General features: G+C 33.1%; 16 protein-coding genes. 9 read left to right on the forward strand and 7 right to left on the reverse strand.

The features are described from left to right. Positions 1 to 117 precede the first annotated feature (117 nt). The gene (locus ABRY23_08725; protein MFA3783132.1) at positions 118 to 657 is read right to left on the reverse strand and encodes a helix-turn-helix domain-containing protein; all 540 of its coding nucleotides are present in this window, start codon (positions 655 to 657) and stop codon (positions 118 to 120) included. A gap of 283 nt (positions 658 to 940) precedes the next feature. Between ABRY23_08725 and ABRY23_08730 the strand changes: the two genes are divergently transcribed. Both ABRY23_08730 and ABRY23_08735 read left to right on the forward strand, forming a co-directional pair. Continuing rightward, complete coding sequence (locus tag ABRY23_08730; GenBank protein ID MFA3783133.1) at positions 941 to 1,309, forward strand: cupin domain-containing protein; 369 nt, start codon at positions 941 to 943, stop codon at positions 1,307 to 1,309. Positions 1,310 to 1,542: 233 nt separating this feature from the next. After that, entirely contained in the window at positions 1,543 to 1,872 is a 330-nt protein-coding gene (locus ABRY23_08735) for a hypothetical protein (protein MFA3783134.1), read from the forward strand. Here the strand turns inward: ABRY23_08735 and ABRY23_08740 are convergent, their stop codons facing one another. Next, entirely contained in the window at positions 1,873 to 2,487 is a 615-nt protein-coding gene (locus ABRY23_08740) for a YqaA family protein (GenBank protein MFA3783135.1), read from the reverse strand. Between the two features lie 573 nt (positions 2,488 to 3,060). Here ABRY23_08740 and ABRY23_08745 point away from each other — a divergent pair. Continuing rightward, positions 3,061 to 5,235 carry an ATP-dependent helicase gene (locus tag ABRY23_08745; protein MFA3783136.1) on the forward strand — a complete coding sequence of 725 codons (2,175 nt, stop codon included), beginning with the start codon at positions 3,061 to 3,063 and terminating at the stop codon, positions 5,233 to 5,235. Between the two features lie 37 nt (positions 5,236 to 5,272). Further along, positions 5,273 to 6,319, forward strand: coding sequence for a 6-phosphofructokinase (locus tag ABRY23_08750; GenBank protein ID MFA3783137.1), 1,047 nt, complete (start codon positions 5,273 to 5,275; stop codon positions 6,317 to 6,319). 138 nt (positions 6,320 to 6,457) lie between these two features. Here ABRY23_08750 and ABRY23_08755 read toward each other — a convergent pair whose 3' ends face one another. Together ABRY23_08755 and ABRY23_08760 are read right to left on the reverse strand one after the other, a co-directional pair. Then, positions 6,458 to 6,889 (reverse strand): hypothetical protein, encoded by a 432-nt coding sequence (locus ABRY23_08755; GenBank protein ID MFA3783138.1) that lies wholly within the window; start codon positions 6,887 to 6,889, stop codon positions 6,458 to 6,460. After that, a complete protein-coding gene (locus ABRY23_08760; protein MFA3783139.1) occupies positions 6,886 to 7,116 on the reverse strand; it encodes a PGPGW domain-containing protein in 231 nt (76 codons plus the stop codon). The genes ABRY23_08755 and ABRY23_08760 overlap by 4 nt, the downstream gene beginning before the upstream one ends. A 397-nt stretch (positions 7,117 to 7,513) precedes the next feature. On the opposite strand from ABRY23_08760, the gene ABRY23_08765 reads away from it, so the two are divergent. The 3 genes from ABRY23_08765 to ABRY23_08775 all read left to right on the forward strand — a co-directional run bounded on the left by ABRY23_08765 (position 7,514) and on the right by ABRY23_08775 (position 13,751). Further along, positions 7,514 to 8,800 carry a Glu/Leu/Phe/Val dehydrogenase gene (locus ABRY23_08765; protein MFA3783140.1) on the forward strand — a complete coding sequence of 429 codons (1,287 nt, stop codon included), beginning with the start codon at positions 7,514 to 7,516 and terminating at the stop codon, positions 8,798 to 8,800. Positions 8,801 to 8,898: 98 nt separating this feature from the next. After that, on the forward strand, positions 8,899 to 10,566 hold the full coding sequence (locus tag ABRY23_08770) for a PEP/pyruvate-binding domain-containing protein (GenBank protein MFA3783141.1): 1,668 nt from the start codon (positions 8,899 to 8,901) through the stop codon (positions 10,564 to 10,566). Further along, positions 10,560 to 13,751 carry a PEP/pyruvate-binding domain-containing protein gene (locus tag ABRY23_08775; GenBank protein ID MFA3783142.1) on the forward strand — a complete coding sequence of 1,064 codons (3,192 nt, stop codon included), beginning with the start codon at positions 10,560 to 10,562 and terminating at the stop codon, positions 13,749 to 13,751. The genes ABRY23_08770 and ABRY23_08775 overlap by 7 nt, the downstream gene beginning before the upstream one ends. Here ABRY23_08775 and ABRY23_08780 read toward each other — a convergent pair. Beyond that, positions 13,746 to 14,609, reverse strand: coding sequence for a metallophosphoesterase (locus ABRY23_08780; GenBank protein MFA3783143.1), 864 nt, complete (start codon positions 14,607 to 14,609; stop codon positions 13,746 to 13,748). The two genes, ABRY23_08775 and ABRY23_08780, sit on opposite strands and share 6 nt — an antisense overlap. A 128-nt stretch (positions 14,610 to 14,737) precedes the next feature. On the opposite strand from ABRY23_08780, the gene hisH reads away from it, so the two are divergent. Then, positions 14,738 to 15,322 (forward strand): imidazole glycerol phosphate synthase subunit HisH, encoded by a 585-nt coding sequence (hisH, locus tag ABRY23_08785; protein ID MFA3783144.1) that lies wholly within the window; start codon positions 14,738 to 14,740, stop codon positions 15,320 to 15,322. An 11-nt stretch (positions 15,323 to 15,333) separates the two neighbouring features. Here hisH and ABRY23_08790 read toward each other — a convergent pair whose 3' ends face one another. Next, a complete protein-coding gene (locus ABRY23_08790; GenBank protein MFA3783145.1) occupies positions 15,334 to 16,830 on the reverse strand; it encodes an aminotransferase class V-fold PLP-dependent enzyme in 1,497 nt (498 codons plus the stop codon). Between the two features lie 133 nt (positions 16,831 to 16,963). Here ABRY23_08790 and ABRY23_08795 point away from each other — a divergent pair, with 133 nt between their 5' ends. Continuing rightward, entirely contained in the window at positions 16,964 to 17,284 is a 321-nt protein-coding gene (locus ABRY23_08795; GenBank protein MFA3783146.1) for a gliding motility protein GldC, read from the forward strand. Positions 17,285 to 17,398: 114 nt separating this feature from the next. On the opposite strand, the gene ABRY23_08800 is transcribed toward ABRY23_08795, so the two are convergent. Next, on the reverse strand, positions 17,399 to 18,268 hold the full coding sequence (locus ABRY23_08800) for an RNA polymerase sigma factor RpoD/SigA (protein ID MFA3783147.1): 870 nt from the start codon (positions 18,266 to 18,268) through the stop codon (positions 17,399 to 17,401). Positions 18,269 to 18,636 lie beyond the last annotated feature (368 nt).

The raw sequence follows: 18,636 nt of genomic DNA on the forward strand, positions 1-18,636 counted from the left end.
TTATGATTAACTAAAAGGAAAAAGAATTTTGCAAAATATTTTTTAATTCGTTGTAAATTTTTCAGCAAAAAGCGTTATTAACGAGAATAAGATTTGTTTGTGAATCTATCTTGAAAGCTAATAAATTCCGTTTTCCTTCTTAATAATAGATGAGATTTGTTGTAAGCTGTGCTTAAGTTTTTTTATTTTTGATTCGAGCAGTTGTATTTTGTAAGACTCTAATGATTCTTTTCCCCCCAGCAGCCAATTGATATCACAACCTAATCTTAATAATCTTGCAAGAATCTTTGAACCTGGTTCACGTTTGCCACTAATGTACTGTTGAAGTTGCTGTGGGGATATTTTCATTGCCGCTGCCAATTTTTTTAATGTTCCATACTTTTGCTTTGCAAATATTCTAATTCGTTCGCCAATTCCTAAATTAAATTCTTCGGAAAACAAGTCGGGCATTTGTTCTTCCTCTTCAAATAAGTCAAGTTCAAATTGATAATTGTCTATTATTTCTTTTATCTTTTCATATAACTCGTCGTCGAACTCTTCACTTTCGTAAATAAGATAGTTCAATGTTTGTGATTTAAGCCCTACTTTTTCTGCTATTGAACTGACTTTTATCCCTAATGTGTTAATTAGGTGTTTTATTTCATCTTGCTTTTTCATTAAAATTTATTTTTAATCAACTGATTGGTAGTTAAAATAGTAAATTTCGTTCAATATTCACATTCTTAATATTTTTATAACATTGAGCTTATACCTTAATTCATTATATCAATCTTATATTCTGAATTAGATTTTAATGATTTTATTAAGCAGAAACAAAGATTGAAGCGCAATTTAATTTGGACAAAGCTAAGCACCAGCTAAATTTTGCATTTTATTTTTTGTTTACAAACTATAGCAATATTATTTTTCTTTCTCTTTTATTTTATTAAAGGGAATTTGTATGCCTTTAAAAATTAGTACACCAACTAAGATTACTTCTATCGGCAACAAGACTAAAATTATTGAAGAATTCATTGGGAATGTTAATAGCCAAACTTCAGAAGTAAGTATAGCTAAGATGAAGGCTCCGCCAAATTGGATTGAGCCCGGTCAACGACCAATGTTTGATGAGTATACAATTGTGTTAAAAGGTCAGCTAAATGTTAAAACTGAAAGTGGAGAAATTATTGCCGTCAAAGCTGGCCAAGCTTTGATAGCAAAAAAAGGAGAGTGGGTTCAATACAGCACACCTGATTCTACAGATACAGAGTATATTGCAGTTTGTATACCGGCATTTTCACAGGAAATTGTTAACAGGGATAAATACTGAAGCATGACTTAATAAATGTTGTGATTAAACACTTTGAGACTATCAGCTTAAGAATTGAAAAATGTCTATGTGAAATAGGCGAAGAAAATTTATAGACTGACTTCAATGAAAATCTTGTTTCCATGTGTAATTTAATTTTGCATTTATGCGGTAACTTAACTCAATATGTTATTTCTGGCTTAGGAGGTGAAAAATTCTTTCTTTTGTTAATGAATTGATTAAGGTGAGAGATTATGATTGAAACTATAGTTAATATTTTTCTTGTAATTGAACATGGTTTTGTTGTTAGTTTTAGAGCTAAATCATATCGGATAGATGGTAGCGACGAGGAAAAAATTAAATTCTTAAAGAGAAAAGCTAAGGAAGATTTTGAAAATGCTATGATTTTTGATGCGCCAATAAATAGTAAAGGTCAGTTTATGAAGTACAGTAAATTTGCTAAACTTGAAAATGAGGGAATGCAATACCAATTATTTGAAGAGATATTTCAAAAATTTGGACTTCCTCAAAACCCATTGATTTGTGTAACACCAATAGTAGATGGTAAAAATTTAGGTCAATAATTATAAAAAGTATTTAATTACTACGAAGCCACCAACAAGCAAGATTGTAAAAGCTATTGCAAGCCAATTGAAATACTTATCAATAAACCCTTTTATCTGTTGTCCAAATTTCCAGATTAAGAAAGATACCAAGAAAAATCTTCCTGCTCTGCCAGCTAACGAAGCAAATATAAAGGCAATTAAGTTAATCTGAAAAGCCCCACTTGAAATTGTAAAGACTTTATAAGGAATAGGAGTAAATCCAGCAGTAAAAACAATCCAAAAATCCCACATCTCGTATAATTTTTGCACCTCAAAAAATGTTTTTGTGGAAAAACCAGGTACATGATTAAAGAAGAACAAGGCTATTGAAGAAAATTGATTTTCACCGTTCCACCATAGAAAATAGCCAATATAATAGCCAAGTAATGCTCCGCTAATTGAACCAATTGTACAATTCAATGCAAGCTTAAATGAGTTTGAGCGCGAACCTAAAGCTAATGCAATCAAAAGTGCGTCGGGCGGGATTGGAAAGAATGAAGCTTCTGCAAATGCTAACAAAAATAATGCTGCCGGGCCATAAGGTGTTTCAGCCCAATGCAATACCCAGTCATAAAGCCAACGTAATGTTTTCATCAATCAAGTTTCTTTTGAGTGCGCAATTATAGGAAAAATAAACTTATAAGAAAAAAATAGAGCATCTTTATTTTTTTATTTTAAGAAATTTATAGAACTAATCTATGCCAAAAAATTTTTTTAATGATGACATCTTTCCATTTTAATTATTTTTTGAGTAATAGAATAAAGATTCACCCACTGCTGTCCAAAATAATTTTGAAATCAAATTCCGAAGGGATGAATTACCAAATAAATTTTGAAAACTTCATGATTTTGGACTATTCTACTTGTCTTGTAAATCAATCCCTATCTCGTCCCTATGGGACTTTTAACTTCAGTTTGATATTTATTTATTCTATAACTATATAATCCCATTACATTGGTTTAAGCATAATCAAAGCTTTATTGTCCCGTCAGGACAAAATATTTATAGGATAAAGAACAAAGAAATAGATTAAGTCCCTTTAGGGACGAAATAAAAAATATATTGGACAGATATGGATTCACCAATTGATTGTAAATTTATGTTAGTGAGCTTAATTGATAATAGTGCTTAATTTTTATAAATTTGCCGACTAAAAATTGGCAAAAATGAAAATATTAAACGACCTAAACGAAAAACAAAAAGAAGCTGTTCTCTACAACGCTGGCCCTCACATGATTGTTGCAGGTGCCGGTTCAGGAAAAACAAAAGTATTAACGTATAAAATTGCATATTTAATCAGCGAAGGCATTGAACCCTCCACAATTTTAGCCTTAACTTTCACTAACAAAGCTGCACGTGAAATGAAAGAAAGAATTCGTGCGTTAATTGGTAAAAAAGTTGATTTACTTTGGATGGGGACATTTCATTCTATTTTTGCAAAAATTTTACGTGCTGAGTCTGATTCAATTAATTACAAGAGTAATTTCTCAATTTACGACAGGGAAGATTCTGTCTCATTGGTTAGTAACGTAATGCAGGCACTTAATATTAATATCGATACTCTAACTCCAGGTGGTGTCCAGCATAAAATTAGTTGGCTGAAAAATCAAATGATTAGTCCAGAAGATTATTTAAAAAGTTTTGCAACGACCCTGCCCGAAAAGAAAATTGCTGAAATTTATACTGAATACAATAAAAGACTTAAAGAAAACAATTCAATGGACTTTGATGATTTGCTGTTAAAGCCAATTGAACTTTTTAACTCATCACCTAAGATTTTGCAAGATTATAAAAAGCAGTTTAAGTATATCTTAGTTGATGAATACCAAGATACTAATCGTGCTCAGTATCAGCTGTTAAAAATGCTCAGTCCAGTTAAAGATAAAATTTGTGTCGTTGGTGATGATGCCCAGAGCATTTATGGATGGCGAGGAGCTGAAATTAGAAACATGCTCGATTTTGAAAAGGATTTTCCCAAGGTAAAAATATTCAGATTAGAACAAAATTATCGTTCTACTAAAACTATACTTGCAGCTGCCGATTCTGTTATTAAAAATAATATTGACCAAATACATAAAACGTTATGGACAGAAAATAACGATGGTGAGCAGCTCACCATTATGAAATGCTCTGACGAAAAAGACGAAGCTTTTCAAATTGCAAAAAGGATAAAAAAAGAAATTTCTACAAGAAAACTCTCGTTGAACGACATTGCTATTTTGTACAGAATTAACGCACAATCCCGAGCACTCGAAGATGCCTTGCGTAGAGAAAAAATTCCCTATAAAATTATTGGCGGAGTTGAGTTTTACAGAAGAAAAGAAGTTAAAGATGTTATTGCATATTTGAGGGTGTTAGCAAACCAAAACGATGAAGAAAGTTTATTAAGAATTATGAATTTCCCTCAAAGAGGGATAGGAAATACATCAATTTCAAAAATGATTGCCTTTGCAAGGAAATTAAATATTACTTTGTTCAAAACAATGGCAAGAGTTTTTGAAGTAATTGAAGTAAAAGAAAGAATACAAAAAAATGTTAAGCAGTTTAAACTTTTGCTTGATAAGTACATCGATTTAAAAGAAAAATTATCTTTGTATGAACTGATTTCTACTTTAGTTGATGAATTAGGTATTTTAAAAATTTACAAAGAAGAAAATACACCTGAGTCGTTGGCCAGATACGATAACATTCAAGAGCTTCTCGCAGCAATTCAAGAGTTTACAAAAGAAAATCCAAAAGCTACAATAGATGAATTTTTAGCTGAAGTATCATTAATTAGCGGTGTAGACCAGTTTAATGAAAAAGAAAATTCAGTTACATTAATGACAATTCATAGTGCAAAAGGATTGGAGTTCCCTCTTGTATTTATAACTGGACTGGAAGAAGATATTTTTCCCTTAAATCAAAAATTTGATCCCGATTCAAGAATTGAAGAAGAACGCAGGCTGTTTTATGTGGCTCTTACTAGAGCTAAGGAAAAAGTATTTATTACTTATGCTCGGTCAAGATATAGATTTGGTGAAGTTGCCTACCAGAGTAAATCCCGATTTTTGGAAGAACTAGACCCTAATACCTATCATGAGTTGAATGGTACCAGTGGAAGAAAATCTGGCAGAAGAAGAAAGGGCTTTTATGATGAATTCTATCAAGATAGTTACGAAGACTACGACCAAGAGAGACGTTCGTTTAGGGTTGGCAGCAGGGTGGTTCACAGTATTTTTGGGACGGGAAAAGTGCTCCAAATTACTGGTACTGGCGATATGACAAGAGTAACTATTGCGTTTGAAGAGCATGGCACTAAAACTCTTCTCGCTAAATTTGCGAACTTAAAGTTGGTATAATTAATAATAATTTATTCAAATTAAAGATGAGGTGAAAATGAAAATTGGTGTTTTAACTGGGGGTGGTGACTGCCCAGGATTAAATGCTGTAATTAGGGCAGTGGTACGTAAAGCACTTCTTCTTGGTCATGAATGTATTGGTATTAAAGAGGGTTGGAGAGGGCTCCTAGAAAAAAATTTTGTAAAATTAGACTTAGATTCAGTTTCGGGGATCTTACATCGCGGCGGCACTATCTTGGGTACTTCACGAACAAATGTTTATAAAGTAGAAAATGGTGAAAAAATAGTTAAAGAAAATATAAAAGAAGCTAACATCGATTGTATATGTGCAATTGGCGGTGAAGATACATTGGGTGTTGCTGCTAAATTATTTAAAGCTGGCGTAAATATAGTTGGTGTACCAAAAACTATTGATAATGACCTCAATGCAACCGATTACACTTTTGGCTTCGATACAGCGGTAAATATTGCTACTGAGGCAATAGATAGATTGCATACTACTGCAGAATCTCATAATAGAGTTATTGTTGTAGAAGTTATGGGGCGTCACGCTGGCTGGATTGCCGTTCATGCTGGTATGGCCGGCGGTGCCGACATAATTTTAGTACCAGAAAAACCAGTCAACCTTGAGGAAGTATGTGATATTTTAACTAAACGTCATTCAAGAGGAAAATCTTTTAGTATCGTGGTCGTTTCAGAAGGTGTTAAACTTCAAACTGAAGAACAAACCGATAAGGATGGTTCTTTTGTATTAAGTAGTATGCAAAAAGATGCTTTTGGCCACGTCAGACTTGGCGGAGTTGGCAATATTTTAGCTGAAGAAATTGAAAAAAGAACAGGATTTGAAACCAGAGCAACTGTATTAGGCCATATCCAAAGAGGAGGTTCACCAACTGCTTTCGACCGTGTATTAGCTACTCGTTTTGGCGTCTTTGCAGTTGAGCTAATTGAAAAAAGAAGATTCGGTTATATGGCTGCTCTAAGAGGCAACGAAATTGTCGAAGCATCCTTGGATGATGCTGTGGGTAAATTAAAAACCCTTGATTTAAGATTGTATGATGTTGCCGCTACTTTCTTCGGTTAATAATTTTTTCTGATAATAAATTCAAGAAATTGATTTATAACAAAATCACTATCTCAAAGTGAAGTTGGTAATTTAAGTGACTAAGTAATTTTATGCCGACTTCACTTTTTTATTTATATTTTACTGTTAATTGTATGATTATTGACCAATAGCCTTTTGGGTTAAAAGTTTGGTTATCTCAAATTCTAATTCACCATTTGTATTTTTACTCTCTGCTTTTAATGAATCAATTTTTTTAATGCACCACAGCTTGTCTATCTCATTTTTTTCTGCTACCGAAATAAGCCAGCTCAACTCCGACAGGTGAAAGTTTCCATCAGCACAGGCAAGATTTATACCATCAGTTAAAAAAGAAATAGCTACTTCTTTGCTCGAAAATTTAGGTGCTTCTTCTATAATATACTTGTTTTCTAACAATTCATTAATTGCATCTTGACAAAATTTAGTATCGAATCCTAAAATTTTACCTAATTGCAGAATAGCTCTTTCTTCTTCTTTAGATATTATTTTATCTTTGCCAATTAGAATTAGCAATCCTTTAAGATAATTACTTTTGTCCTGTAAAGTCATTTTTCAATTTTGTACCCACTGTTTTTTATTTGTTGAACCTTTTCTTTCAACTTTTCTAGGACCTTCTTAGCCCAAAGGAATTCGCTTGCTAAAATTGTTAAACCTAATGGAATAACTAATGAAGCAGGACCTGGTGTTATAATCATAATAATGCCTATCCCTAAAACAGTAAAACCCACTATTGCTGTCAAAATCTTTTTGAATTGTTTTAGTGTTTTTATAATCATACTTTAAGATAAAAAATAGAATTGAAGTAACAAAAAGTTTAGAAGTTTTCTACAATAATTTCATCAAGATTATTTTAATACTATAAGTTAATAAAATTAATTTTTGATTTCTGCTTGGTCGCTATCCAGGTACCTGCCGAAATCTTAATTGACGCAAATAACCAACTGATAAAACATCCTGATTAAATTCTTACAGCCAAAATGAATAAAGATGCGAGAAATTCTTGCTTAGCTTCAGGATACTATCTAATTTGGACATATCAAAATATTAATAAAAATACTAGGCTAAAGAATTCGTCAGTTAGATAATACTTGGCAAAAGCAGACTTTATTTTAAAAATTATTTTTTAGCCTAGTTGTTAATTCACAATTTTCTAAAATGTTATTGAGGTAAAAAATGAAAAGTAAAGAATTTAATCCATTCGAGATGGCACAAGCACAGTTCGATAAAGTTGCCACATTTTTAAATTTGGATGATGCTACTCGTCAATTGTTAAGAAATCCGCTGAGAGAATATCAATTTTCAATTCCAGTCCGAATGGATGATGGAAGAGTGCAAGTATTTCGAGGCTTTAGAGTTCAGCATAATGATGCAAGAGGTCCTAGCAAAGGCGGTATTAGATTTCACCCACAGGAGACAATCGACACAGTGAGAGCGCTTGCAATGTGGATGACATGGAAATGTGCAGTTGTTAACATTCCATTAGGCGGTGGTAAGGGAGGTGTAGTATGTGACCCGCACAATTTAAGTATGAGGGAACAAGAGCAAATTTGTAGAGGATGGGTTCGCCAAATGGCAAAAAATGTTGGTCCGTTGAACGATGTTCCCGCGCCTGATGTAATGACAAATGCTCAACACATGTTATGGATGTTAGATGAATATGAGGCAATTCATGGTGCTAAATATCCCGGATTTATTACCGGCAAACCAGTAGGAATGGGCGGCTCTCTCGGCAGAACGGAAGCAACTGGATACGGCGTAATTTTTACTTTACGGGAAGCTTTAAAAGAATTAGGTATTAGGATTGAAGATACAACAGCAAGTGTACAAGGCTTTGGTAACGTTGCCCAATACGCAATTCAACTTTATACTCAAATGGGCGGGAAAGTTATTAGCGTTGCCTCTTGGGATCAAGATGACCAAACTTCTTATTGTTTTAGAAAAAAAGAAGGTATAAATATGTCGCAGCTGCTTGCTATAACAAATAAGTTTGGCGGGATTGATAAAAATAAGGCAAAAGAGTTAGGTTACGAAGTCTTAAAAGGCGATGAATGGATTGAACAAGATGTTACAATTTTAATCCCAGCTGCACTTGAAAATCAAATTCGTGAAGATAATGTTAATAAAATTAGTAAAAGCGTAAAGGTTATAGTTGAAGGCGCAAACGGTCCTACTACTCCTGAGGCTGATAAAGTAATTGAAGAAAGGGGTATATTTTTAATCCCAGATTTCTTAGCAAACGCTGGTGGTGTGACTTGCAGTTATTTCGAACAAGTGCAATCAAATATGAATTATTATTGGGAAAAAGATGAAGTGCTTGGTAAACTTGATGTTAAAATGACATCTGCGTTTTTGTCTGTTTATGAACTTGCTAAGAAGCAAAAACTTTATATGAGAGATGCCGCTTATGTTATTTCTGTTAGTCGTGTTGCACAAGCTTGTAAAGATAGAGGTTGGGTATAAGATTAAAATTATTTTAATAGGTTCACGTGGGACAAAAAACAACGAAAAACTTTTCTGAGAACTTTGACAGGAAGTTCCTAGAATCTTCAAATGACTTTATGTGGTTAGGTGATGGAAGCTTTGGTGGTAAGGCTTCGGGGTTGGGCTTTATTAAAAAAATATTGCATGAAAATGAAATGCTGATTAAATCACCGCAAGTTCAAATTTCTATTCCCAAAATGGTTGTCCTGCGCTCAAGTATTTTTGATAATTTTATGCAACGCAATAATCTTTACGATATTGCTTTTTCAGATGCATCGGACATAAACATAATTAACAGTTTTCAGCAAGCTGAACTGCCGGTAGAAATTTTAGGTGATTTATGGTCCCTAATCTCATCAGTGACAATTCCATTAGCTGTCAGGTCGTCAAGTATATTAGAAGATGCATTATATGAACCATTTGCCGGTGTATATGCGACAAAAATGGTTTCTAATGTTCAGCCTTCAGCAGAAGTTCGATTCCAAAAATTGATAGAGGCAATAAAATTTGTTTATGCGAGCTTGTACTTTCATGAAAGTAAGGACTACTTTAATTCTACCAAAAATAAAATTGAAGAAGAAAAAATGGCAATTATTATTCAAGAAGTGGTAGGAGAAAAGTATAACAAAAGATTTTATCCTAATATATCGGGCGTTGTTAAGTCATATAATTATTACGCATTTGGTAAGCTTAAACCTGAAGATGGGATAGTCAATTTAGCATTAGGACTAGGCAAAACTATCGTTGATGGGGGCATTGTTTGGAGCTATTCGCCTGCTCATCCAAAATCTGCAATGCCTTTTGCCAACCCCGAAGATATGCTAAAGAATACTCAACTTAAGTTTTGGTCTGTTAATATGTCACCATTTATAAATTATGACCCTACTAAAGAAACAGAATTTTTAATTGAATGCGATTTAAAAGATGCAGATTATGATGGAACATTGAACCACATTGCTTCGACGTATGACGTAAATTCTGGCAGAATTGTTATTGGCACTTCAACAGAAGGCCCACGTATAATCAATTTTGCGCCTTTACTTACGTTTAATGAATATAACTTTAACGAATTAATGAAAACTGTCTTAAAAATTTGCGAAGATGCTGCTGATTGCCCTGTTGAAATTGAATTTGCAATTAATTTTTATAAGGATAAAATTTACTTTGGCTTTCTTCAATTGAGAGAAATGTCGATTCCTACTGAAGTTGTAGAAATTGATGAAAAAGAATTAAATGACGAAAATGTTTTGCTTGCATGCGATAAAGCATTAGGAAATGGTGTAGTCGATGACATAAAAGATGTTGTTTATGTTGTCCCTAAAAATTTTGATAAGAGTAAAACAAAACAAATTGCGATTGAAATAGAACAAATTAATAGAGAATTAGTCCGAGAAAAAATACCATATCTGTTAATTGGTTTTGGGCGATGGGGTAGTTCTGACCCTTGGCTAGGAATTCCAGTACAATGGGCACAAATTTCCGGAGCAAAGGTCATTGTAGAATCAACTTTATTTGAAATGAATGTGGACTTAAGTCAAGGTTCGCATTTCTTTCATAATATGACTAGCTTTAATGTAAAATATTTTTCAGTTAATTTTGAGGGTAAATATAAAATTGATTGGGAATGGCTTTATCGTCAAAATGTTGTACAAAAAACTGAAAATGTTGTTCATGTGAGATTGAATCAGTCATTAAAAATAAAAGTAGATGGTAGAAAAGGAATTGGGGTGATTAAAAAATGGTAAGTGAAAATAAACCGATTGATAATTTAGTGATAGAGCTTCAAGAGAGAGCAAAAGAATTAAATTGTCTTTATACTATTGAAGATAGTTTAAATAGATCAGATATTTCTCTGCGGCAAGCGTTCCATACTGTGATTAATGCAATTCCACCTGGTTGGCAGTTCCCACATCTTTGCAGAGCTAAACTTGTTTATGGGGGAATAGTTTATCAAACAAGTGACTTTGAAGAGACCAAATGGTTCATTGAATCTCCTATTATTGTTCAGGAAAAAACCGTTGGCTACATTAAAGTGTTTTACATCGAAAATGCACCGCCAGCGGATTATGGGCCATTCCTAAAAGAAGAAAAAAAACTACTTGACACTATTGCTGAAAGATTGGGTCATTTTATACTTCATCAGAAATTAAAAAATGTTTTTGCTGAGCTCAAGGCTGCAAGAGAAAGTTTTACAGAAAATACTAAGGGTGAATGGCGCATAATTCTTGATATGATTAGGAAAACTGATCCAAATTTATTTATGAGCCTTTTACGGAAAATTCTTCACTTGCTATGCTGGAAAGGTGTTGAAGAAGCTGAAATGCTGATGAAACACGCAAGTATTAAAGGGAAAAAATTTGAGGAGATAAATATAGAAGACGAAAATAAACCAAGTAAAGTGCCTAAAATTACTAATTATGATGAGTATGTAGACTCAATTTTAAGATTGGCCGACGAAAATTTTACCGATGAAATTATTTTAGCACGAATCCAAAAATGGATACAAGAAGATAAATCTAGTTTGTTAGTTAAAGTTGTTGAAAACCAAGATACCTCTTTAACAGATATTGCCGATGCAATTAGAAAATATTACCATTTAGCACCTGAGAAATTTGAACTTCCCCCTTCTACAATTAAAGGATTAAGAGTATCTTTATTAAGAAGATTCTTTACTGACCAGCTCGAGTTTATACGCGTTGCAAAAGATTATGTGAAATTAACAGACTTTTATCGTTTAATAGATAAAATGATTTTCCCTCAAGCTAGTCACGGTAAACTTGGCGGGAAAAGTGCCGGCTTGTTTCTTGCTTACCATTTATTACAAAAAGAAAGCGATAATAATCCTATCTTTAAAGAAATTAAAGTTCCTAATACCTGGTATTTAACATCCGATTGTGTTTTGTATTTTCTGCAATACAACAACTTAGAAGAAGTATATGAACAAAAGTATAAAGAAATTGAAGAAGTAAGAATCGAATACCCTCATTTGGTTCAATTGTTTAAGAATTCTGAATTCCCGGCAGATATTGTTAAAGGCTTGTCAGTAGCGCTTGATGATTTAGGTGATAAACCACTGATTGTTAGAAGTTCTAGTTTATTGGAAGACCAGCTTGGTGCTACATTCTCCGGCAAGTATAAAAGCTTGTTCCTTGCAAATCAAGGTACGAAACAGCAGAGATTAATAGCTTTAATGGATGCAATTGCAGAAGTATATGCCTCCACATTTAGTCCAGACCCAATTGAATACAGGGCAGAAAAAGGTTTGCTGGATTTCCATGAAGAAATGGGAATTATGATACAAGAAGTTGTAGGCACAAAAGTTGGTCATTACTTTCTACCTGCCTTCGCTGGTGTGGCTTTTAGTAATAATGAATTTAGATGGTCACCAAGAATAAGAAGAGAAGATGGTTTAATAAGAATTGTACCTGGCTTAGGTACTAGAGCAGTCGATAGACTAAGCGACGATTACCCAATCTTAGCAGCACCAGCAGTGCCGTCATTAAGAGTTAATGTTACTCCAGATGAAATGGTGAGATATTCCCCCAAAAAAATTGATGTCATTAATTTGAAAACTAATGAGTTTGAATCAATTAGTTTGACTGACCTGTTAAAACAGTACGGAAACGAGTTCCCCATGCTGCAAAAAATATTTTCTGTTTACGATGGTAATATGGTGCGACCAGCAACTCAGTTTGATTTAAATGATGACAAATATGATTTTATTGCTACTTTTGACGAATTATTTTCGAGGACTGATTTTCTTAAAAAAGTTGATGTAATCCTTAAAACACTACAAGCAAAAATTGGAGCTCCGGTAGATATTGAATTTGCTCATAATGGTAAAGATTTTTATTTGTTGCAGTGTAGACCTCAAAGTTTTTCCAGCGAAATAAGTGCAGACTATATCCCTAAAGATGTCCCTTCAGAACGAATAATTTTTACGGCAAGAAAGTATGTATCAAATGGTAAAGTGCCTGAAATAACCCACATTGTTTACGTTGACCCAATTCAATACTCTCAATTGGGCGATAGGAATAAAATGCTGCAAGTAGGAAGAGCAGTGGGCAAATTAAATAAACTACTCCCTAAAAGAAGATTTGTGTTAATGGGACCAGGCAGGTGGGGTAGCAGAGGAGATATAAAACTTGGCGTTAGTGTTACTTACTCTGAAATAAATAATACTGCTATGCTAATTGAGATTGCAAGAAAAAAAGGTAACTATTTACCTGATCTTTCGTTTGGGACACATTTTTTCCAAGATTTAGTAGAATCACGCATAAGATATTTGCCACTTTATCCAGATGACCCGGGGATAATTTTTAACGAGGAATTTTTAACAAATTCTAAAAACATTCTGCGGGAAATATTGCCAGAATATTCTTATTTGGAAGAGACAATAAAAGTGCTGGATATTAGTGCTTTAACAGATGGATTAATTTTAAAAATTTTATTAAATGCCGAACTGGGTGAAGCAATAGGATATTTAACTTCTCCTTCGGCAGAAAATGAATTGGAAAGAACTTCAAAAGAAATAGTCCAACATCAAGAAGCAGACCATTGGCGATGGCGTATGAAAATGGCTGAAAAAATTGCATCTGAATTGGATGCTGAAAAGTTTGGCGTTAAGGGGATATACGTATTTGGTAGTACGAAAAATGCAGTTGCTGGTCCCGGAAGTGATATAGATTTACTTGTTCATATAGAAAATGATAAAATGAGAATTGAAGAACTTAATTTATGGTTTGAAGGATGGAGTTTATGTTTGAGCGAAATGAATTATCAACGTACGGGCTACAAATCTCAGGGACTATTGGATGTTCATTATATTACAGATGAAGACATTGCCAATAAAAACAGCTACGCAATGAAAATTGGTGCGGTAACCGATGCTGCACGTCCACTTAAAACAAAACAAAAGAAAAATTTATAATAAAATCCTTTCTGCTGTACTTAATTTTTCAAGGTCAAATTTGATGAGTGCTAATTCTTTGCCATCATGCGCAGCTGAAAAACAGTAAGTTCGGCCAATTTTATCTTTCCAGCTCCCTGTAATTCTTGCCGATTCGTGAACATGCCCATGCATTGTTAGCAAAGGCTGTTTTTTTATGATAAATTTTTTTATTGCTACACTACCTATATGTACATCAAGCGGGGCATAGTCTACCATTTTACCATCTAATGCAGCACGGTCGAGATTTGTTCTGTAAGGAGGAGAGTGCATTAGAAATATAGAACTTTCCAAATTATGATTATCTGTAAGAATTTCTAAATCCTTAGCAATTGTTGAAAGCTTTTTTTCGCTGTCAGATATTTCAATTGTGCGAAAGCCTTCTTCAGGAGAAATACAGCCAGGGTCAACATACCTTGAAACATCATATTTCTCCCAGTCCTTTAATTTGAAAGGTGATGGAACAGTGTAAGAATATCCAAATATTTTATAATTTTTATATTCACTCACCTTAAAATGTATATATTCCCAAACTCCAAGTTCTTCTGCTTGCATAATTTGTTGTTCTTCTGCTTTTGCATCGTCATTGCCTAGAATTACAAATAATTTTGGATATTTTTCTTTTAGTTCACTTTTTAGTTTTAATAAGCGAGTTATCAGGAAATTATTAATAAATTCTTTGGGTAAATTTTTTGATGAAGTAAAGTGAAATTTCCCGGAAGGGAATAAATCGCCGCCTAAAAAAACTAACTCAGGATTTTCATTTTTTATTTCGTTAAATAATTTTTCGTAACGTTCTGTATTACCGTGTAAATCAGAGACAAAAAAACAGTTTATCATTATAAAGAATAAAATGTATTATTTACTAAAACTAACCTATAAAAAAAAATCGTGTGATAAAAACTACTTTCACTTGACATAGAAAATTTATCCCCTATTTTAGCACTCGCATTTAATTATTTATTGAGATGATAGCTATAATAGATTACGGTGATGGGACCTGTAAATTAGTTTCAGATATACTTTCAAAGTATAAAATAGAAAATAAGATTACGAATACTGAGTCAGAAATAGCAAAGGCTGATAAAATAATCTTTTCTGGGATTGGTCCGGCTATTTTTGCTGCAAAAAAACTACATCTTCTAAATCTTTTTTCAATGTTTAGAATAATAAAAAAACCTTTTTTGGGTATAGGATTGGGGATGCAACTTCTTTGTGAAAAATCCAAAGAAGGAGATGTTGTTGGACTTGGAATAATTCCAGTTACTGCCGAAAAGTTTGATGGTAGTAAAGTAAAAGTTCCACAATCGGGCAAAAATAAAGTAAAGCAGATTAAAGAATGTAAGCTATTTAAGGGAATTAAAGATAATGAGTTATTCGAGTACACAAATTCTTATTATGTCCCCATAAATGAATATACAGTTGCAACGTCAGTATATGATGTAGAATTTTCCGCTGCAGTTCAAAAAGAGAATTACTATGGGGTGCAATTTCATCCCGAATTAAATGGTGAAGTTGGTCAAAAGCTTCTAATGAATTTCATTAATTTATAGCTAAGTGAAATTTACCTAAAATTTATTTCATCCTTGTTTTTTTCAGCATCAAACCAATTATGAATGAAGTCGTAAAAATTTTTTCCACCGTTGTAATTATATTCATTCGTCTTAGAGGAATAAGTATAATTTTTTGACCAGTTTTTAGCTTTCAAAATAGTTTCTTCAATAGCACTAATGATAAATTCAATTTCATCATTTGTCATTGTTGGGTGAAGAGAAATTCTTACCCAGCCTGGCTTTTCTGAAAAATCGCCTTGATTAATTTTATCTGTAATTCTTTTCGAACGAGTTGGGTCAACGTGCAGTAAATAATGTCCATAAGTGCCAGCGCACGAACAACCGCCCCTTACTTGTATTCCAAATTTATCGTTTAGCAATTTTACCATTAGATTGTAATGTATGTCTTCCACATAAAAAGATATTACTCCAAGTCGTTCTTCAATTTCTTGAGCAAGTACATGAATTTGGGGCAAGTTCTTAAGCTTGTAAAACGCAAGTTGCAATAATTCATTTTCTCGTTGTAAAATTTTTTCGACTGACATTTCTTCTTTCAGTTTAATTGCTAGGGCAGCTTTAATAGCTTGTAAAAAGCCTGGCGTACCGCCGTCCTCTCTAGATTCAATGTCGTTTAGGTACTTATGTTGCCCCCATGGGTTTGTCCAATCTACCGTGCCTCCTCCTGGGTGGTCTGGTACCTTTCTTTTATATAATTGCGAATTAAAGATTAGCACACCAGAAGAACCTGGCCCGCCTAAAAATTTGTGAGGAGAAAAAAATATTGCATCTAATGATTCCATTGGGTCGTCTGGATGCATATTTATTTGTACGTATGGTGCGGCAGCAGCAAAATCAACAAAACAAACACCCTCATATTCGTGTATCATTTTTGCCATTTTGTGATAGGGTGTGTGTATTCCAGTTACATTTGAAGCAGCTGTAAATGAACCAATTTTTATTTTTCTGTTTTCATAAAGTTTTAACAGATGTGCAAAGTGGTCTAAATTTATTAATCCTTGTGAATCGGGCTCTATTATAACTACATCAGCGATTGTCTCTAACCATGAAGTGTGATTCGAATGATGTTCCATATGAGTGATGAAAACAACCGGTTTTTCTTCTTTTGGAATGTTTAAGTAGGGGAGAAGTTGTTCTGGCACTCTTAGACCTAAGATTCTTTGAAATTTATTGACCGCTGCTGTCATACCGTAGCCGGCAAAAATTAAAATATCACTATCACTTGCATTTACATGCTGCTTTATAATTTTTCGTGCTTGATGATAGGCTTTAGTCATTGCAGTTCCTGTAACACTCGATTCTGAATGAGTATTGCCTACAAACGGACCAAAATCATTTAGGATTTTGGTTTCTATCGGCTTATACAAGCGACCGCTGGCTATCCAATCAGCATAAATAATTTTCTTTAAGCCGAATGGGGTGTAGAACTCCTGGTCTATGCCAATAATATTATTCCTAAATTGATAAAAATATTCTTCTAATTTTGTCATTTATTTTAGCTACTTTGTTGAAAATTATTCTGTAATATATAAATTTTTATCCTGTTATTAATGCAGCCTGCACTAATATTACTTTTTTAGGTAATGGACAAATACTATTTTTATTATAAAAAAGGATTAAAAAATGGCAAGACGAGCTGAAATAACTTTGTACGTAGACTTGGATGATAATCAATATCCTGAAAAAATAGCATGGAAAGCTACAGATTTACCTAATGAGTCACTCCAATCTTGCAATGCTTTTTTATTATCAATTTGGGATTCAAATCAAAGGTCTACATACAGCATTGATTTATGGACGAAGGAAATGCTAATTGACGATATGAAAGATTTTTTTGCTCAGACTTTCTTGAAATTAGCTGATACTTATTACAATTCTACTAGGGATTCACGAGGCGCTGATATGATTAAAATATTTGCAAATAATTTTAACAAGAGCATATAAAATATATTTGCTTTTGCAAATCGAAGAGATGAATGTATGTGGGACTTAATTAAAAAGGGCTTGCTAAAAGTAAGTTCATCAAGAAAATTACTTTTTTAGCAAGCCCGTATTCTATTATCCTAAGTAAGTTTTTAAATTTTTACTTCGATTGGAATGTCGTAATCTGATTAGGGCTTTCTCTTTAATTTGTCTAACGCGTTCACGGGTAAGATTAAGTTTTTCACCAATTTCTTCAAGAGTCAATGAATGTTCTTTTCCTATTCCGAAATAAAGCCTGATTACCTCAGCTTCCCTTTCAGTTAAAGTAGAAAGTGACCTTTCAATTTCCTTCTTAAGAGATTCCTTCATTAAATGATTATCTGGAGAAGGTTGGTCCTCATTAGGCATAACATCTAAAAGGCTGTTGCTGTTATCTTCACTGTGTGCAAAAGGCGCATCAACTGAAACATGTCTTCCGGCAATTTGCATTGCGTAAGTAACGTCATCCACGTTCATATCAAGTTGAGCTGCTATTTCTTCTGGATTAGGTCTTCGTTCATATTCTTGCTCTAATTGACTTAAAGCTTTACTCATCTTGTTTAGTGCGCCTACTCTATTAAGAGGAAGACGGACCATTCTTGATTGTTCAGCAATTGCCTGCATAATTGATTGCCGAATCCACCAAACTGCATAGGAGATAAATTTAAATCCTCTGGTTTCATCAAATCTTTTACCAGCTTTTATTAAGCCAAGATTTCCTTCATTAATTAAATCACCTAATGGTAAACCTTGATTTTGGTATTGTTTTGCAACACTAACAACAAATCTTAAATTTGCTTTAGTTAATTTTTCTAAAGCAGCTTGATCACCTTTTTTAATCCTTTTAGCAAGCTCTATCTCTTGCTCTGGAGTTAACAAATCGACCTTACCAATCTCTTGTAGATATTGGTCTAAAGACTTACTCTCTCGATTTGTAAATTGCTTTGTTATTTTCAATTCTATCACTCCTTTAATTTTTGATGTTTTTCAACTGATTAGATGATTAATTAGTTCCAAAAGTTGTTCCAAAGTTATCAAGGAAATTTGGAATAAAAACTTGTTCCTTTTTGATATTAATATTTTGTGCTTTTATTGGAATAGCAGCGAGGTATGTACCTTTTTTTTGTCGAATCAAGTGGCTTATAAAAATAATTTATCCACGCAAAAATACGGCATTTTTCTAAAAAATGAAAAAAAATTATAAAATTTTTTTAGTCATTTATTCTTCTCTATACCAGTTAATTAAATTATTAGGTAAATTTTATTAAAAAAGTAAAAATCTAATATTTCTTATCAGTAGTCCTTCAAAATCTCATATTTTGTTTAAGTATTTT

The organism is Melioribacteraceae bacterium 4301-Me, from assembly GCA_041538185.1.
Classification (GTDB): domain Bacteria; phylum Bacteroidota; class Ignavibacteria; order Ignavibacteriales; family Melioribacteraceae; genus Pyranulibacter; species Pyranulibacter aquaticus.

Coding starts and splice junctions, on each gene's coding strand:
- ABRY23_08725 (MFA3783132.1), bottom strand. CDS start 657: ATGAAAAAGCAAGATGAAATAAAACACCTAATTAACACATTAGGGATA.
- ABRY23_08730 (MFA3783133.1), top strand. CDS start 941: ATGCCTTTAAAAATTAGTACACCAACTAAGATTACTTCTATCGGCAAC.
- ABRY23_08735 (MFA3783134.1), top strand. CDS start 1,543: ATGATTGAAACTATAGTTAATATTTTTCTTGTAATTGAACATGGTTTT.
- ABRY23_08740 (MFA3783135.1), bottom strand. CDS start 2,487: ATGAAAACATTACGTTGGCTTTATGACTGGGTATTGCATTGGGCTGAA.
- ABRY23_08745 (MFA3783136.1), top strand. CDS start 3,061: ATGAAAATATTAAACGACCTAAACGAAAAACAAAAAGAAGCTGTTCTC.
- ABRY23_08750 (MFA3783137.1), top strand. CDS start 5,273: ATGAAAATTGGTGTTTTAACTGGGGGTGGTGACTGCCCAGGATTAAAT.
- ABRY23_08755 (MFA3783138.1), bottom strand. CDS start 6,889: ATGACTTTACAGGACAAAAGTAATTATCTTAAAGGATTGCTAATTCTA.
- ABRY23_08760 (MFA3783139.1), bottom strand. CDS start 7,116: ATGATTATAAAAACACTAAAACAATTCAAAAAGATTTTGACAGCAATA.
- ABRY23_08765 (MFA3783140.1), top strand. CDS start 7,514: ATGAAAAGTAAAGAATTTAATCCATTCGAGATGGCACAAGCACAGTTC.
- ABRY23_08770 (MFA3783141.1), top strand. CDS start 8,899: ATGTGGTTAGGTGATGGAAGCTTTGGTGGTAAGGCTTCGGGGTTGGGC.
- ABRY23_08775 (MFA3783142.1), top strand. CDS start 10,560: ATGGTAAGTGAAAATAAACCGATTGATAATTTAGTGATAGAGCTTCAA.
- ABRY23_08780 (MFA3783143.1), bottom strand. CDS start 14,609: ATGATAAACTGTTTTTTTGTCTCTGATTTACACGGTAATACAGAACGT.
- hisH (MFA3783144.1), top strand. CDS start 14,738: ATGATAGCTATAATAGATTACGGTGATGGGACCTGTAAATTAGTTTCA.
- ABRY23_08790 (MFA3783145.1), bottom strand. CDS start 16,830: ATGACAAAATTAGAAGAATATTTTTATCAATTTAGGAATAATATTATT.
- ABRY23_08795 (MFA3783146.1), top strand. CDS start 16,964: ATGGCAAGACGAGCTGAAATAACTTTGTACGTAGACTTGGATGATAAT.